This window comes from Cohnella sp. GCM10027633 (assembly GCF_042675445.1).
Lineage (GTDB): Bacteria > Bacillota > Bacilli > Paenibacillales > Paenibacillaceae > Cohnella.
Genome location: NZ_JBHTGV010000002.1, coordinates 561576 through 578967, shown reverse-complemented (window position 1 = coordinate 578967; position 17392 = coordinate 561576). Strand labels below are relative to the sequence as shown.

Annotated in this window: 13 protein-coding genes; 2 read left to right on the top strand and 11 right to left on the bottom strand. The window is 60.3% G+C overall.

Annotated features, from left to right (window positions below; all coding sequences use genetic code 11):
* Positions 1 to 4: 4 nt before the first annotated feature.
* On the bottom strand, positions 5 to 2659 hold the full coding sequence (locus ACFQZG_RS06915) for a family 78 glycoside hydrolase catalytic domain (RefSeq protein ID WP_378150828.1): 2655 nt from the start codon (positions 2657 to 2659) through the stop codon (positions 5 to 7).
* Between the two features lie 146 nt (positions 2660 to 2805).
* Between ACFQZG_RS06915 and ACFQZG_RS06910 the strand changes: the two genes are divergently transcribed.
* A complete protein-coding gene (locus ACFQZG_RS06910) occupies positions 2806 to 3705 on the top strand; it encodes a helix-turn-helix domain-containing protein (protein ID WP_378150827.1) in 900 nt (299 codons plus the stop codon).
* Between the two features lie 39 nt (positions 3706 to 3744).
* Here the strand turns inward: ACFQZG_RS06910 and ACFQZG_RS06905 are convergent, their stop codons facing one another.
* From ACFQZG_RS06905 to ACFQZG_RS06860, 10 genes are all read right to left on the bottom strand, one after another.
* Positions 3745 to 4107, bottom strand: a complete 363-nt coding sequence (locus ACFQZG_RS06905; protein WP_378150826.1) for a response regulator — start codon at positions 4105 to 4107, stop codon at positions 3745 to 3747.
* 131 nt (positions 4108 to 4238) lie between these two features.
* Positions 4239 to 5363 carry a response regulator gene (locus tag ACFQZG_RS06900; protein ID WP_378150825.1) on the bottom strand — a complete coding sequence of 375 codons (1125 nt, stop codon included), beginning with the start codon at positions 5361 to 5363 and terminating at the stop codon, positions 4239 to 4241.
* Positions 5360 to 8395 carry an ATP-binding protein gene (locus ACFQZG_RS06895; protein ID WP_378150824.1) on the bottom strand — a complete coding sequence of 1012 codons (3036 nt, stop codon included), beginning with the start codon at positions 8393 to 8395 and terminating at the stop codon, positions 5360 to 5362. Before ACFQZG_RS06895 ends, ACFQZG_RS06900 begins: the two co-directional genes overlap by 4 nt.
* A 169-nt stretch (positions 8396 to 8564) precedes the next feature.
* A complete protein-coding gene (locus ACFQZG_RS06890; protein WP_378150823.1) occupies positions 8565 to 9362 on the bottom strand; it encodes a TPM domain-containing protein in 798 nt (265 codons plus the stop codon).
* Positions 9362 to 9925, bottom strand: a complete 564-nt coding sequence (locus tag ACFQZG_RS06885) for a LemA family protein (RefSeq protein ID WP_378150822.1) — start codon at positions 9923 to 9925, stop codon at positions 9362 to 9364. The genes ACFQZG_RS06890 and ACFQZG_RS06885 overlap by 1 nt, the downstream gene beginning before the upstream one ends.
* A gap of 166 nt (positions 9926 to 10091) precedes the next feature.
* Positions 10092 to 11636 carry an AbfB domain-containing protein gene (locus ACFQZG_RS06880; RefSeq protein ID WP_378150821.1) on the bottom strand — a complete coding sequence of 515 codons (1545 nt, stop codon included), beginning with the start codon at positions 11634 to 11636 and terminating at the stop codon, positions 10092 to 10094.
* 21 nt (positions 11637 to 11657) lie between these two features.
* A complete protein-coding gene (locus tag ACFQZG_RS06875; RefSeq protein ID WP_378150820.1) occupies positions 11658 to 12641 on the bottom strand; it encodes a glycoside hydrolase family 43 protein in 984 nt (327 codons plus the stop codon).
* Positions 12642 to 12678: 37 nt separating this feature from the next.
* Complete coding sequence (locus ACFQZG_RS06870) at positions 12679 to 13521, bottom strand: carbohydrate ABC transporter permease (protein WP_378150819.1); 843 nt, start codon at positions 13519 to 13521, stop codon at positions 12679 to 12681.
* Positions 13522 to 13523: 2 nt separating this feature from the next.
* Entirely contained in the window at positions 13524 to 14408 is an 885-nt protein-coding gene (locus ACFQZG_RS06865; protein WP_378150818.1) for a carbohydrate ABC transporter permease, read from the bottom strand.
* A 90-nt stretch (positions 14409 to 14498) separates the two neighbouring features.
* On the bottom strand, positions 14499 to 15821 hold the full coding sequence (locus ACFQZG_RS06860) for an ABC transporter substrate-binding protein (protein ID WP_378150817.1): 1323 nt from the start codon (positions 15819 to 15821) through the stop codon (positions 14499 to 14501).
* Positions 15822 to 15974: 153 nt separating this feature from the next.
* Here ACFQZG_RS06860 and ACFQZG_RS06855 point away from each other — a divergent pair, with 153 nt between their 5' ends.
* Entirely contained in the window at positions 15975 to 17045 is a 1071-nt protein-coding gene (locus tag ACFQZG_RS06855) for a GntR family transcriptional regulator (RefSeq protein WP_378150816.1), read from the top strand.
* Positions 17046 to 17392 lie beyond the last annotated feature (347 nt).

Below are 17392 nucleotides of genomic sequence, written 5' to 3'. Positions count from 1 at the left end.
GCCGTTACCACTGGAACGAGTAATTGCCGGATCCGACCTTCAGCACGACGCCGTGCTCGTCTTCCGCCGCAGACGCGATCCCCGCCGCGAGAGAGAGCGGCTCGCCGCTCTCCGTCACGCGGTCGAGCTTCGCCCCCGGCAAGACGACGGTTGCCGTCGCGTTCGGCGGAATGGTCGCCTGCTGCTCCATCTGTTCGCCCGTGCCTTTGTTCCAATACGAACGGACTTCCCCGTACATCGTCGTCAGGCGCGCTTCCGCCCAAGTCAGCCCTTCCTCCGGCCGCGGTCGGACAATCATATGCTTGTAGCCCGGAGACGCTTCGTCCGTGTCGATGCCCGCCACGCTCCGGTACAGCCAATCGCCGATCGCGCCGTACGCGTAGTGGTTGAAGGAGTTCATGTCCTTGCTCCAGAAGCTGCCGTCCGGCTTGATGCCGTCCCAATGCTCCCAGATCGTCGTCGCGCCCTTCGTCACCGGATACAGCCACGATGGATAATCTTGCTGCAGCAGCAGCTTGTAAGCCGCGCCGTTATGTCCGTTGTCGCTCAGCACGTGGTTCAGATACGGGGTACCGACGAAACCCGTCGTCAGATGGTGCTTGCTATCCTCGAGCAGCTCGATCAGCTTGGCGATCGCCCGTTCCTTCGCGACGCCTTCCAGCAAGCCGAACATGAGCCCCAGCACGAAGCCCGTTTGCGTCGGCGCCGCCAGTCTGCCGGTCGACGTGACGAATTCGGCCGTGAACGCCTTCAAGATGTTCGCGTACAGCTCCGCGTACTTCCTCGCGTCGTCGTCCTTGCCGAGCACGGCGGCCGTCTTCTGCACGAGCGAGACGGAGTACGCGTAGAACGCCGTCGCGATGTATGCCCGGTCCGTCGCGCCGATATACGAATCGGGCTGCGAATCGAGCCCGAGCCAGTCGCCGAAGTGGAAGCCCGTGTTCCACAAGTATTCATTGTCGCCTTGAGCGCGAATATAGGAGACCCATGCCGTCATGCTGTCGTACTGTTCTTCCAAGATCCGCGTATCCCCGTACGTCAGATAGATCGTCCACGGAACGATGACGGCCGCGTCGCCCCAAGCCGCCGACGAATAGGAACCGCCGTCGAGAACGTGCGGCACGACGAACGGCACGCCGCCGTCCTCGCGTTGATCCGCCGCCAAGTCCCGCGACCACTTCGCGAAGAACGGCGCCACGCCGCGCAAGTACGCCGCCGTCCGGATGAACATCTGCGCGTCGCCGGTCCAGCCGAGCCTCTCGTCGCGCTGCGGGCAATCGGTCGGCACGTCGAGGAAGTTGCCTCTGAGCCCCCACTCGATATTGCGCTGCAACTGATTCACGAGCGGATCCGAGCATTCGAACGATCCCGTCGCTTCCATATCGGAGTGAAGCACGACGCCAGCGAATCGGGACAGATCGATCTCGGGACCGAAACCGGTCAACCGGATATAACGGAACCCTTGGAACGTGAACCGCGGCTCGTACGTCTCCGGCGCTCCCGTTCCCTTAAGCGTGTAACGGATCGTCTGCTTCGCGGCGCGAAGATTATCGGTGTAGAAGTTGCCGTCCCGGTCGAGCACTTCCGCATGGTGGAGCTCGACCACTCGGCCCGCTTCCCCTTCAACGGAGAAACGGACCCAGCCGACCATGTTCTGGCCGAAGTCGATGACGGTCTCGCCGCTCGGCGTGCGGATGAGCGCGACCGGCGCGATCTCTTGCGTCTTGCGCACCGGCTCGTTCTCTTGGGCGACGAGCGTCTCGAGCGGATACGAGATCGTCTCGACCGGCAGCCACGCTTGGTCGTCGAAGCCCGGCTCGCTCCAGCCCGGCTGCTCCAAGCGGGCGTCGTACGTCTCGCCGTGATAGATTTCCGACAGGAGCATCGGACTGCCCGTTACGCGCCAGCGATCGTCGGTCGCGATTACCTCGACGGTTCCGTCCGCATACCGGACATGCAGCTCGGCGAACAGCGCCTGCCGATTCCCATACAAGTTCTTGTGATCGTTCCAAGCCAGATTGCCCGAGAACCAGCCTTTGCCGAGGTATGCGCCGATCGCGTTATCGCCGGTCCGCAACAGATCCGTCGCGTCATACGCCTGCACCTGCAGCCGATGCTTATAGCTCGTCCATCCCGGCGCGAAATATCCGTCTCCCACGCGGCGGCCGTTCAGCTCCAGCTCGTACAAGCCGAGCGCCGTCGCGTAGATGCGCGCTTCCCGTACGTCGCCCTTCACGGCGAACGATCGGCGCAGCATCGGGACCCGCTCGGCATCCGCATCCTCGCCTGCCGGCGCCACGATCCACTGCGCCTGCCATTGCGCCGGCTCGAGCACGCCCATCTCCCAGAACGCGGTCTCGGAAGACCAATCGGTGCTCCGGCCGTTCGCATCCCATACCTTCACGCGGTAGTAGTAGCGACGGAACGATTCCGTCCGCAGGCCGGACAGCTCGACGTGCACGGACCGCGAGGAGCTCACTTCGCCGGAATCCCACAAGGCGGACGCGAAGCTCGGATCGCCCGCCACCTCGATCCGGTAAGCCGATTGCAGCACGCCCCGTTCCTCCGACTTCAGCTTCCAGCTTATTCTCGGATTCCGGACGCCGATCCCGATCGGGTTGCGCATATACTCGCACCGTAACGCTTCGATAGTCAACATGAATGATCGCCTCTCTTATCGCTTGATACGTCCTATGATATAATGAATCCGCTTGCACGATTAGCGGCATAACGGACACTTTACTATGGTAAAATGGACATCGCGCCTATACGAAAATGAAACGCCGAAAGAAGGAGGTATCGATCATGACGGACGCCGCGCCGCAACAACGCGTGAAGTCGCGCACGGAGACGTACCGCGGGGAAACGTATTTTCGCGACGACCTGCTCCTGTACGTCAACCGGGTGCCGGAAGGCTTCACCTCCACGCCGCACGATCACGACTTCCTCGAATTCACCTACGTCGTCGAAGGCACCGGCTATCATCACATCGGCGGAGAAGTGCATCCCGTTCGCAAAGGACAGCTGTTCTTCATTCCGATCGGCGTGCCCCACGTATTCCGGCCGTCTTCCGCGGACACGAAGAGGCAGCCGCTCTTCGTCTGCAATTGCCTCGTCCACCCGAGCTTGTTCGAACGGCTGCCTCTGTTCCTATCGGACCCGGACGTTCGCCGCTTCTTGGCGTCGCTCGCGGACGGCGGCGCCGGCTACTTCTCCTTGCCGGAAGTCGGCGAAGCGATCGGGCAGCTGTTCGACGGCTTGCACCGGGAATTCGCGATCGCCCGCGAAGGCTCCGCGGACTATATGTACGCGCTTCTCGTCCAACTGCTCATCTCCGTATACCGCGCGAAACGGCATCCGCAGAAGCCGGAGAGCAAGAAGCTCGACGCGTTCTCCGCCGTGCTCGATTACGTCGAACGGCATCTGGACGGCGAGCTGACGCTGGCGCGGATCGCGCTGATCAGCCGTTGGAGCGAGCGGCATCTGCAGCGGCTGTTCCTACGGCATACGGAGCAGTCGTTCCACCGGTACGTTCAGTTCCGGCGCATGCAAAAAAGCTGCGCCCTGTTAAGCGGGACGCAGCTATCCATATCGGCAATCTCCGAGCGGGTCGGCTACCGGGACGTCGGCTCCTTCCTGACCGTCTTCAAGCGGACGATCGGAAGAACCCCCGGCGAATATCGCAGAACGCACGTGTCGGAGTAGAGAGAGTAACGCGAGTAAGCAACGTCTATTGGGCGCGCGTCACGAGCTTAACGCCTTCGACACGGCTTCCAGCACGCGCGTGGAGTGGAACGGCTTGATAATGAAATCCTTGGCCCCGTTCTGAATGGCCTCGATGATGAGATGCTTCTGGCCGACCGCCGAGCACATGACGATGTTCGCCTTCGGATCGATCCGGCGAATTTCCTTGACCGCTTCCACGCCTTCCATGATCGGCATCGTAATGTCCATCGTCACGACGTCCGGCTTGAACGCCATGTAACGCTCGATCGCTTCTTTGCCGTTGCCGGCCTCGGTCACGACCTCGTGACCCGCTTGCACCAATATATCCTTCAACATCGCGCGCAGGAACGCGGCATCGTCTACGATCATGATTTTTGCCATTGCCGTAACCTCCCGAACGGACAGCTTCGCTTGCGCGAAAGTCGGATCGACCCTTGTCCATAGTTCGATCATATCCGACAACGCTGAGCAAATTCTGAACATTCTGGAAGCCGTCGTCCGGAACGGCTCGGTTACCCCTGCTTGCGTTCGTTCCAATGCGCGTACCAGCGCGCGACATCGTCGCTCGGCTCCGCGTCGAAGTCCTCCTCGAGCATCGCGACCAGCTTGGCGTATTGTTGGTGTACCTCCGTGCCGTTGCCGAGCTTGCCGTACAGTCTCATGAGGCCGAAGTAGCACTCCTCGTTCTCCGGATAGCGCTGTTGGATCTGCTGATAGAGCGTGATCGCATCGCCGGACGCATCGGACGCCTCCAAGCGCGCGGCCGTCTTGAGCGCGTTATCCAGCCATAGCGCCCGCAGCCGTTCCCGTTCCGCATCGGCCCACATGTAATCTTCCGTTCCCAGATAATCTCCCCGATAGCCGTGCGTCAACAGATGATTCGAGGCCGCGACGTCATCCGCCTCCGCGGCTTCGCGCAGCGACTTCTCCCATAGCGGCGCGTCCACCTGCGTCCCTCCAAGCTCGATATGGTAGCGGCCTTCCTTATAATGGAGGCTGAGCGGAATTCGCATCTGCTTCATCGATTGGCGTACTTGATAGATCGTCGTATGCAGATGCGTAACCGACTTATCCGGATCGACGTCCGGCCATATCCGGTCGAGCAGCTCTTCCTTGCTCGGCGTCTTGTCGCCGGAGTGGATCAAGTAGGCGAGCAGCTCGCGCGCCTTCGTCGTGCGCCACGTAATCGCGAGCGGATGACCCTCGGCGTCCTGGAAGCTCAGGTGGTGGAAGAAGCATATCGTCGGCAACGCGGACGGGGCCGGCTCCGGCGCGGGCTCGGCGCGCCTCGCGCGCAGCCGTTGGATCGTCGTCTCGAGCCGCTTCAGCTGAATCGGCTTCAGCAAGTAGTCGATCGCCGCCAGCTCGAACGCCTCGATCGCGTATTGCTCGTAAGCGGTCACGAAGACGATCTGCATGCCGGGCTGCTCCGCCTGCAGCCGGGCCGCCAATTCCAGCCCGTTCAGCTCGGGCATCTCGATATCGACGAAGGCGACGTCCGCGTCCGCGGACCGTTGTCGCTTCAACGCCTCCCGAGGATCCTGGAACGCGCCGGCGACGGTCACTTCGAACCGCTGCAGCAAGCGCGTCATGCTCTCCAATGCCAAGTATTCGTCGTCCACGACGATAGCTCTCATCGTTGCTCCTCCTTCTTGAGCGGTATCCGCAGGCGCACTTCCGTGCCCTCGCCCGCGACGCTCGTAATCGCGAGACCGGCTCCGTACGCGTTCATCAGCCGCTGATGCACGTTCACGAGACCGATCCCGCCGCGATAAGTGCCGGACAGCACCGGCTCGATCTTCTCCGGCGGAAACCCGACGCCGTTATCCCGCACGGCGATCGTATAGCCGTCCGCTTCTTCCGACACCTCGATCTGAAGATGTCCTCCCTCGAACCTCGTCAGAATGCCGTGCCGAAGCGCGTTCTCCACGATCGGTTGAATGGTAAGCGGCGGCAGATGGAAGCTCGGATTGTCCGGAAGCTTCATGGACAAGCTCATCCGCGTGCCGAAGCGCGCTTGTTCGATCTGCAAGTACGAATGGACGAGCGCCCATTCTTTGGAGAAGGGAACGAACCGGTCCAGGTTGCGCAGGTCGAAGCTGCTCCGCAAGTAACTGCCGAAGTCGTTCAGCAGCTCCCGCGTCCGCTCGGGATCGATCTCGCTTAAGCTGGCGATCGTATTGAGAGTGTTGTATAGAAAATGCGGCTTGATCTGCGCCTGAATGAGCGCCATCTCCATATGGAGCCGATCGCGTATCGATTGCTTCATCCGAAGCAGCGTCCGGGCGCGCGCCCTGAATTCGGAGTCGTTAAGCGGCTGAATGACGTAATCGTTCGCGCCCGCATTGTAGCCGACGAGCAGGTCGGCCGGCTGATGCCGCGACGTGAGGAACAGGACCGGCAAGTCGTAGAACGAATGGCGCTCGCGAATAGCGCGGCACAGATCGTATCCCGATAGCCGCGGCAGCATGACGTTCAGGACGACCAAGTCCCATTCCGCCTCGCGTTCCCATGCCTTCAGCCCTTCCAGACCGTCCGCCGCCACGACGACATCCAGTCCTTCTTGGGACAGAATGTCCTGCATGATCTGAAGCGTGACGGGGTCGTCTTCGACGACGAGCACGCGCGGAGCCCCGGTCTTCGCGGCCGCGCCGCGCTTCTCCGTCCGGGGAGGCGGAGCGGGCTGCCGCTGCAGCCCGGCCGCGACCTCCTCGCCGAACGTCGTCGACGCCGTTCTGTCCGCCGCTTCGGCGAGCGGCAACGTGAAGACAAACGCGAGCTCGTTCGACGTCGGCCGCAGGACGGCGAATCGACCGCCGTGCATCTCCGCCAGCTTGCGGCTGATATCGAGCCCGACGTCGGAGACGGCCGAGTCCTCGGATCCTACCTCCTCGTCGAAGCCCGAACCGCTCTTGACGGCGCCGACGGTCACGGTCGCGGCATTATGCTCCGGCGCGCGCTCCGCGGTGACGGTTACGGTCCCTTCCGCGCCGCTCTTGACCGCGTGATGCAGCAGATTGAACAGAATCTGCAGCACCCGCTGATCGTCCGCCATCGCGTAGGGAAGTCCGGCCTTCGTCTGATTCTCGAAGCGGATTTCCCGACCGCCCGCCATATAGCGCATGACTTCCAACGCGCCGTTAATCGCCATGCTGAGGTCTACGGGATGAAGCCGAAGCTCGATATCCCCGTCGTTCAGCTTGGTCAGATCCAGCATATCGTTAAGCTGCTGGGCCAGTCGCCTGCCTGTCGTCACCATCAATTGCAGCCTCTCGGCTTGGCGCTGATCCTTCAACGAATCTTCTTCGATCATCAACTGCGCGAGATTGATCATCCCTTGCAGCGGCGTCCGAATTTCCTGCGACGTATTCGCGAGGAAATCGTCCTTCAGCCTGTCCTTGACGATCAGTTGCTTCGACAGCACCTCGACCTGCTCCATGTTGGAGAAGAACCGTCTGGCCAGCAGCGTCGCCATGCTAAGCACGAAGACGAGACGCTCGAGCGGGAACGGCTCGGCGACGTGCATGATGCCTAGATAAACGATGGCTTGCATGAGAGCCTCGGAGAAGACGCACATCGCCGCGACGAAGATGTTCGCGTGCCCCGGCTCGCTGCTTCTGCCCGCCGCGCGAACGAGAATGTACAGCGCGTAGAAGAAGACGACCGTATCGAAGGCGATGCCTAGCGATTCGAGCCTCGAGAAGAAGCGCACGTCCGTCGAGACCACGACCAGCGCCCCGCCCGCCACGACCCAACAGGCCAGCTTGACGGCTCGCGGCCGAGCGATGTTAGGGAACATCTCCTTCACGAACAGCAGCATCGACAGGAACGTGCCCAGCGAAGACAGCATCTGCAGCTTCGTTTGCCAATTGTAAGTCACCCAAGGGAGCAGGATGAACAACAAGCGTTCGCCTTGCACCGACCAGAACAACAGCATCATCCAGAACAGGATGCCGAAGTAGAGCAGTTCCTTGTTCCTCTTGCGGAACAAGAACAGCGCCAGGAAATAGATCCCGTTCACGAGGTAGAAGCCCATGAGCAGGTTATTGCCCGCGATTACGAGCTGCGTCTGGCGCTCGATCGCGGCCGGATCGCCGAGCCGGATATCTTCGAAAATACCGCCTAACCTGGCATAGTGGAAATTCGACGCTTGAATGAGCAGCTCGACGGAATCGCCGCCGGTCGTCAGCCGGGCCGTGAGCGGAACGACGATCGGAGTCGTGCTCTTCGCATCGACGCCCGGCTCGCCGCGCTGCGCGATCAGCTTGCCGTCGGCGAACAGCTTATAAGCGGTGCGGATGCGCTGCACCCGCAAGCTATAATCGCGGGGCTCGCCGTCGGGCAGCTTGATCTCAAGCCGATACGTGCCGAAGCCGAAAGCGGTCGGGCGATCTTCCCCGACCGCGTTATCGAACTTGCCGGGCACGCTCACGTACCGGGCGCCGTCGTCGCCTGGCAACGGCTGCCCGGGTTCGAGCAGCACGCCGGGGTAGAACGCCCACTTGCCCCGCAGCGGAACGATCTCGTGCTCGTCGCGATTCCAACCCGACAAGTCGAGCACGCCCGCTTCCGCCTGCGGCACCCCTTTAACCGACTCGTTGGTCCATATTAATCGAAGAACGAACGCGGCCACGAAGACGACCGCGATAATCCATAAGTTTTTTCTCATCGATACACCTATTCGGTTCGACTTTCTCTATCCTCTTAGGTATTCGACAAAAAACGCTAGATTCCCTTTCTATGCCCGTGATTCCCTCGTCTCGCCCCATTCCGTGCCACGAAAAAAAGCACGGGCTCGCCCTAATCGGCGAAACCCGCGCCTGACTTGTACCTATCCGCTATCTGCTCGCCCCGCCGCCTCCCGACGAACCGCCCCCGCCTCGCGCGCCGCCGCGCCCTCCGCCTCCGCCGCCCCGTCGGCCGAACATGCTGAGAATCGCCCACGTAACCGCTCCTCCGGTGAACTTGAAGTCGATCGCGATGAGGAACACGACGCCGATACCCAGAACGGCCTTCATCCAGAACGGCATGTCCGAATACCAGCTCCCGCCGCCGTCCGCGCCCGGCCGAAGCGGCTCGACGCTCTCGACGTTGCCCGTCGCGTCGATGCCGTATTCGGCGGCGATCTCCACGATGAGCGCGCTCTGCGTCTGCGAGAACGCGTCGTCGAATCTGGCGGCGTCCCGATTCGGGACGAAATATTGATCGAGAATCGCGCCGGCCTTGCCGTCCGGAATGCGTCCTTCGAGCCCGTAGCCGACTTCGATCCTTACGTGGCCGTCCACGGCCGAATAGAGCAGCAGCACGCCGTCGTTGCGCTTGCTACTGCCGAGGCCCAGCTTGCGGAACGTGTCCACCGCGAGTTGCTCCAGCGTCGTACCTTCCAACGACGGAACGGTAACGACGCCGATCTGCGCCGATCCGGTCTTCTCCTGCAGCCATGCCGCCCGGCGGTAAAGCCGCTCCTTCGTCTCCGCGGAGATGACGTTCGCCTCGTCGACGACGTAGACGCCGTAGCGGGGATCCGCGGTTTGCGCCGATGACTCGCCCGCGAACGCCGCCGACGCAAGCAGCCACAGAGCCGCGAGCAGCAACCAGCCGGCGCGGCGCCCTCCATATCGCGCGGCCCGCCGCATCAGAAGTTCACTTCGGGTACGGTTTCCGCGCCGGGCGCCGCCTTGAACAACGCCTTCTTCTCGAAGCCGAACATGCCCGCGTAGATTGCCGCCGGAAACTTCTTGATCCGCGTATTATAGTTGGTGACGGCGTCGTTGTAGTCTTTGCGCGCGATCGCGATCCGGTTCTCCGTACCGGCCAATTCGTCCGTCAGCTTCGAGAATTGGGTATCCGCCTTCAGCGTCGGATAGTTCTCGACGATGACGAGCAAGCGGGAGAGCGCTCCCTCCAACTGCGAATTCGCTTCGGACACCTGTTCCGGCGTGCTCGCGCCGGCCAGCTTGCTGCGGGCGTCAGCTATCGCTTGGAATACTTCCTTCTCGTGCGCGGCGTAGCCTTTGACCGTATTCACCAGATTCGGAATGAGGTCTTCCCGGCGCTGCAGGTTCGTATCGATGTTCGCGAACGCGTTGTCCGCCGCCGTATCCGCGCTGACGAGCTTGTTGTACGACGTAACCGCCGACAGAACGACGACCACCGCGATCGCGCCGACGATCAGCCATATTTTCGCGGAACCTTTCATATGTACCCCTCCTTCTCGTGCTAGACAACCCTACTGTATGCAATTCGATTCGCATCATGCCATACAACACTAGTATTAACCCAAATCTCTCAAGGACAACCTTCGCGCGAACGCGAAAAAAAAACGCCCCGGGCCAGAGGCGGCCCGGAGCGCGCGTACCGAAAGCTTAGTGCAGAATGAACGTGGCGTCTTGCTTATCCGCCGTTGCCGTTCCGATCGGATCGATCCGCAGCAAGTAGCTTGATTGCCTGATGTAGTAGGTCGGGAAGTTGTACGAGCGGAACGAGACTTGCGCCGAATTGGCGAGGCCGGCCGTCTGGTAGAACGTCGCGTCCTGCTTGAACACGGTCGAACCGTCGTTGCGAGCCAATTGCAGAACGTAGTTGTAGTGTCTCAGATAATAGCCCGGGAAGTTGACCGATTCGAACGAGACGCCTCCCGCGTCCGCGAGCCCCGGCACCATCCGGAACCTCGAGTCGTTGACCGGCGACGGGTTCGCGTCGATGCGTCCCGCGAAGTTATAGTGCCGGACGTAGTACCCCGGATACCGGTTCGACTCCCACTGGCGGATGAGCGCCGCGTCTCCGAGATCGATGCTGCCGTAGCGGACCGCGTTATGCCCGCTGCCGAGCGGACCGCCGGTCAGGATGAGCAGGCTATGGTTGTCGGCCAGCGGCACGAGCGCGCGGCTGTAGCCTTGCGGAACGACGGTGCCGACCCGCGTCCAGGTGCTCGCGTTGCCGTTCTCCGAGTTGAGGTACAGGTCCGTGCTCGAGTTGGTCGTCACGGCAATCGTCCCGTTCGGTCCCGTGCCCGGCACCCAGACGACGTAAGGCGAGCTCGTCGGAACGACGTTGTCCCTCGTCTTGAGCAGCGTGCCCGGGTCGGTCGCGGCGCCGAAGTTCTCCGGATTGGAAGAGATCTTATAGTAGATCGCGAAGTTGCCGTTCGGAGAACCGCCGTACTCGTACGTCAGAATATAGTTGCCGTTGCCGAGCTTGGCGACCGTCGACATGCCCGGGCGCTTGGTCGAATCCGCGAGCGCGATATCTTCTACCGCGGCGCTCCATGTCGTGCCGTTGGTCGACGTCACGTGCACGAGCTTCTGGTTGTGGGCGGGATCCCGTTCATCGGAATAGTACATGATGAGCTTGTTGTTCGCCACGAGCAGGAACGGCTCCCACACCGGGTCGTACGAGCCGTTCGGATCAGCCCTTCCGCCGGTCGCGATCGAGCTGACGAACGTCCACGTGACGCCGCGGTCCGTGCTCTTGTACAAGTCGAGCTTCGTGGAGCCAAGTCCCGAAGGGATCGAGTTACCCGCGCACAAGAGCGTCCCCGCCGGCATGCTGCCGATCGCCTGAGGCAGTTCGTACAGGAACGGCTGATAGCGAAGGCCCCATCCGTTCACCGTATCGGTCACTTCGGACAGGTGCGTCCACGAGACGCCGCCGTCCGTGCTGCGATAGATCGGGAACGAAGGCGTGCCGTTCACGTAATGCTCGAACGTCGCGAGCATCGTGCCGTTCGCGGTGCCGTTGTACTGCAGCCGGAGCGCCCGGGGATACAGCGTCCCCGGCCCCGGGTCTGACGAAGGCGACTGGTACATCAGACTCGGCCCGAAGGCGCTGGCTTCCCCGAATACGATGAACAACGCGGCTAACGCCAATCCGACGATTTTACCCCATTTAGCCCGCAAGCTTGAACCCATTACCGCATTCCCCTCTTCCGATTAAGATCGGAGGCGCGGAAGTGATGCGACTGTGCTGCGTAGATCCGGCCGTCCGTCGTTACTCCATCGGAGCTCCGCTACGAAAGTGTGCCGATTCGGGTCGTATAGCGGATCTCCTACGATCTCCTTGTACGTCCTCGCGTGGAAGACGAACACGGCGTTCGCGCCGTCTTCCGTTACGGTGAAGCTGTTATGTCCGGGACCGTACAGCCCCAGCTCCTCGTCGGTCGTCAGGACGGGGGCCGGGGATTTGCGCCACGATGCGGCGTCCATCAAGTCGGTGTCCTCGTCCGCTTCCAGCAAGCCGACGCAATAGTTGAAGTCCGTCGCGCTGGCCGAATAAGAGAGGAACACCAACCCGTCCTTGCGCAGGAACGCGGCGCCTTCGTTCACCTTGAAGCCGATGATCTCCCAATCGAATTCCGGAATCGAGAGCAACGTCTGCTCGCCGGTCAGCGTCCATGGATTGCTCATCTTGGAGATGTACAGGTTGGAATTGCCGTCGATGTTCGGGTCCTTCTGCGCCCACACGTAATAGCGCGTGCCGCGGTGTTCGAACGTCGTCGCGTCGAGCGAGAAGCTCTCCCACGCCGCGCGGACTTGCCCCTTCTCCTCCCACTCCCCTTCCAATGGATTGGCGTTCCCGTTCTCCAGCACGAACATCCGGTGGTCGAACAAGCCTTCGTTCGTCTCGGCCGTGCGGGCGGCGGCGAAATAGACGTACCATTTGCCGTCGATATGGTGAATTTCGGGCGCCCAGATGTTCGCGCTCAGCAAGCCCGATTCGTGTTTGCGCCAGATGACGGCCGGGCTCGCATGAGGAAGCTCTTCCAGCGTCTTGGCTCTGCGAATCTCGATGCGGTCGTATTCCGGAACGGAAGCCGCGAAATAGTAGTACCCGTCGGAATGCCGGAAGATATGCGGATCCGCGCGTTGTTCGATCAAGGGTTTCACGCCGTCTAGCTTCGATTGTTGGACTCCCATCCCGTCACCTGCTTTTATCGTTATGTGTAGTATGTCGTTAGCCCTTCACTCCGCCGATCGTCAGACCCGAGACGAAGTACCGTTGGAAGAAGACGAACACGATCATGATCGGAACGATCGCGAGGACGGAGCCGGCGATCAGGATATCGTAGTTGTTGCCGTAAGGCGTCACCAGACTGGACAAGCCGATCGGCAGCGTCAGCTTCTCGGCCGAATTCAGCACGAGCAGCGGCCAGACGAAGCTGTTCCAGCTGGCCAGCGCCTGCACGATGATCATCGCGCCGAATGCCGGCGTCATGAGCGGCACGAAGATACGGAAGAAAATGCCGTACTCCGAGCAGCCGTCGATCCTTCCCGCGTCGAGGAAGTCCTTCGGCAAGCTGGACGCGTACTGCCGGAAGAAGAAGATCGGCAGCGGCGAGACGACGAACGGCAGGATGACCCCGCTGAACGAGTCGATCAGCTCGAGCGCGATCATCTGCTTGTAGAGCGGCAGCATGATGATCTCGACCGGCACCATCATGACGAGCAGCACGCACAGGAACACGAGATTGCGGCCGAAGAACCGGTACATCGCGAGTCCGTAGCCGACCATCGAAGACAGCAGCATGCAGCCTACCGTGTAGAGTACCGTGATGACAAGGCTGTTCTTATACCACGTGACGTACTTGGCCGCGTCCTTCGAGAAGATGAACTCATAGTTGTTGAAGGAGAGCAGGTCCGCCTGCAGCTTGATGTTCAGGCCGAACCGCAGCAACTCCTTGGAAGGCTTGAGCGAGGCGAGCGCCAGACAGTAGAACGGGAACAAGGCTAGCGCAGCCAAGACGAGGAACAAGGCGACGAGAAGGATCGATTGCGGATTGAACCGTCTGATGCCCATGCTCAATCCTCCTTCTTGAACAAGCCGAATAGGCGTAATTGGATGACGTTCAGAATCATCGTGAACGTTAGGAGGACGATGCCGATCGCGGAACCGAGACCGAGGCTGTTCTTCTCGATGCCGTGACGGTAGAGCAGGCCGATCATCGTCAGGCCGATGTCGTTCGGCGAACGGTTGCCGCTCCACAGAATGAAGCTCTCGGTGAACATCGCATAGCCGCCGTAGATGCTGATCGTAATGACGTAGATCGAGATCGGCTTCAAGAGCGGCAGCGTGATGCGCCGGAACTTCTGCCACGTGTTCGCGCCGTCGATGTCCGCGGATTCGTACAGCTCGTGCGGAATGGATTGCAGCGCCGACAGGAAGTAGACGATGTTGATGCCCAGGAAGCGCCAGGTCGCCAGAATGATCAGCACGAGCATGCCGGTCAAGCCGTCGCCGAGCCAATTGATCTTCTCGAAGCCGAAGAGGTCGCGGATCTGGTTCATGACGGAGCCTTCGAGCGAGCCGAACGCGAGACGGAAGACGATGCCCGCCACGACGACCGACGTGAGCGCCGGCACGAACAAGGCGGAACGGAAGAACGAGCTCCACTTCATCCGCTTGGCGTTCAGGAACACGGCCAGCACGAGCGGCAGCGGGATGAGCACGACGAGCGTCCAGAACGTGTACTTGGAGCTGTTCCAGAGCGCCGTATAGAAGGAATCGTCACCCCATAGATCCTTATAGTTCGTCCAGCCGATGAAATGCGTCTGCCCCGGCAGCACTTCCTGGAAGCTCATGACGAACGTCGAGAACACCGGATAGACGAAGAAGATCGCCAACGAGAGCACGAACGGAAGCACGAATACGTAGGGCGCGAGCCGTTGGTTATACATCCATTTCATACCGCTCAATCGCTCCTTTGGCCGCAGGATGAGCGATGCCGAAGAACCCGGATTCGGTCCTTCGGCTCAGCCCTGCCAACCGATAATGAATTACTTGATGCTGCCGGCCGCGTCGTCCAATACGGCCTTCGGATCCTTCAGATCGTTAAGCGCTTGGAACATCGCCTTCGTCTTGATGACGTCGGACACCGCCGGCGTTCTCTCTTTGATATTCGTAGGAGCGATCTCGCTCTTCAGGCTGTCGAGGAACGTGAAGACGCCCGTGCCGAAGTAGTCGGTATACTTGTTCGCTTCGCTCATCGCCGGATCGGTCCAAGCTTCCGTGTTGATCGGATCGAAGCCGAGTTGCTTCCAAATCTCGATGTTGCCTTCCTTCGATACTTTCGCGAATGCCAGGAACTTCTTCGCCAGCTCGGCGTTCTTCGTCTGATTCGTGATGACCGTGCCCGTACCGCCCATGCCGGAGGAGCGCATCTCGCCTTGCTTGAACACCGGCATCGGCTTGATGACGATCTTGCCCTTCAGGTCCGGCATGTAGTCCGTGAACCGGCCCATGTACCACATCGGCATCCAGATCGAAGCGGCCCCGCCGCCGTTCATGAAGCCGTAATATTCTTCCGCGTGGTGGAAGCCGCCAGGAGCCGCTACCGCGACGTTCTCCTTCACGAGCTTCTGCAGATACGTCAGCACGTCGACGTTCGCTTGGTCGTTCAGCGTCACGTTGCCGTCCTTATCGAGGAAGTCGGAGCCGTGCTGCACGACCATCGGCCAGTACGACCATTGGTCCGTCGTCTCGACCGTCGTCATCGGCTTGCCGGTTTTCTCGAGCACGAGCTTGCCTGCCGCCTCGAAGTCGTCCCATGTGATGATCGTGTCGGCGTTGACGCCGGCTTGATCGAGAATTTCTTTATTGTAATAGATCACTTGCGCGCCGACGTGATAATCGATGCCGTAGTACTTGCCGTCCTTGGCGTAGTTGTCGAGACGGGACATGACGAGTTTGTCTTTGGCCGGCTCTACGATATCGTTCAACTCGACGAACTGCGGATCGCCCTTCAGGTAGTTGCCGATCTTGCTGATCTCGATATCCGCGAGGTCCGGCGCGCCCTTGCCGGATTGAAGCGCCAGCAGCAGCTTGTTATGGGAGTCGTCGTATGGGAAAGTCGTCGCTGTCAGTTTGATCGTCATATCCGGATGAGCGGCGTTCCACTTCTCCGTCATGCTCTCGAAGAACTTCTGATGCAATTCGTTGAAGGTCCAGAACTCGAGCGTTGTCGCTCCTGCAGGCGCTTTGGAAGATTCGGACGCGGAACCGGAAGATGCCTCGTTATCGTTGTTGTTCGAGCTGCACCCTGCCAACGCCATCGAGCTTGCTAGCGCCAATGCAAGAGAATAATGTAGCGCTTTCTTCATTCGGATAATCCCCCTCAAAGATTGGTTATAGCGCCTTGTTTTCCTAAAAGTAAGGGTTGAAAGCGCTTTACAATTTGGATTATAATAGGTATTAAATATTATTTATATAACCAATTGAGTATAAAATCATAATTTTTATTAGGAGTGGATGGCATGCAGAAAAAGACCGCGCTCTACAAGCAAATTGGGCAGCATATCCGGGACCGCATCGTCTCCGGACAGCTGCGCCCCGCCGATCGCATCCCCTCCGAGCAAGAGTTGATGGACGAGTTCAAGGTCAGCAAGATTACCGTGAAGAATGCGTTGACGGAGCTGGCGGACGACGGTCTCGTCGTTCGCATTCAAGGCAAAGGAACGTTCGTCGCCGCGGACGTGGAGCTTGCCAGCGCCTCGTCCTCGTCGGTTGCAGGGCGCGTCTCGAATGCGGCTCCGCTCGTCGGCTTCATTATCCCGACGATGAAGACCGGGGTCATCCGGAAGCTGGTCGACTATACGGAGCTTCACTTGAAGGAAGCAGGGTTCCAAATGCTGCTCAGCATTACCCGAGAATCGGCAGCCGAGGAATCGCGGGCGATCCGCGATCTCGTGGACGCGGGCGTGCAAGGGTTGATCGTGTTCCCGACCGAGGACGAGAAGTACAACGAATCGCTGCTTCGCCTGTCGCTCGACAAGTTCCCGTTCGTCTTCATCGACCGTTATCTTCGTAACATCGAGACGTACACGATTACGTCAGACAACCATGGCGGCGCGTACGACACCGTGTCTTATCTGCTGTCGAAGGGCCATCGGCAGATCGCCCTGATCTCCCCGGAGAACGCGAATACGGCCGTCCAAGATCGGACGACCGGGTTCGAGAAGGCGTATATAGACGAAGAGATATCCATCGATAAAAGCCTGTGGTGCCACGTGCCGCTCGACATTCTGCGCAGCGACGACGCGCTCGATTACGTGACCGAGTTCGTGCGGGCGCATCCGAACATTACCGCCGCCTTCACGTTGACGGAAGAGATTGCTAGGCTCACGTCGCAGGCGCTTCATCGCATCGGGAGCGAGTCGGACGTCGAGCTCGTCTCGTTCGACGATCCGGACATTCCGAACGTCTCGTACGTTCGGCAGGACGAGCGCGAGATCGCCCGGGCCGCCGTATCGCTGCTGCGCGACCAGATCGTGCACGAGTACGCGCCGAGGAACGTCGTCGTGCCGGTGAAGCTGGTGTTTAAGTGAGGGAAGTGCGTGCCGGGAGGTAATTGGGGTGCACGTAGTTTGACTAATCCGAACTGCAGCGCGCCGAGAGTTACTTATGACGCACGCAGTTTGACTAATCCTAACTGCAGTGCGCAGAGAGTTACTTATGACGCACGCAGTTTGACTAATCCGAACTGCGGCGCGCCGAGAGTTACTTTATGCGCATGTAGTTTGAGTAACCCAAACTGCAGCGCGACGGGAGTTACTTTGGACGCACGCAGTTTGACTAATCCTAACTGCAGCGCTTCGGGAGTAACTTATGAGGCACGCAGTTTGACTAATCCGAACTGCGGCACGACGAGCGTTACTTATGACGCACGCAGTTT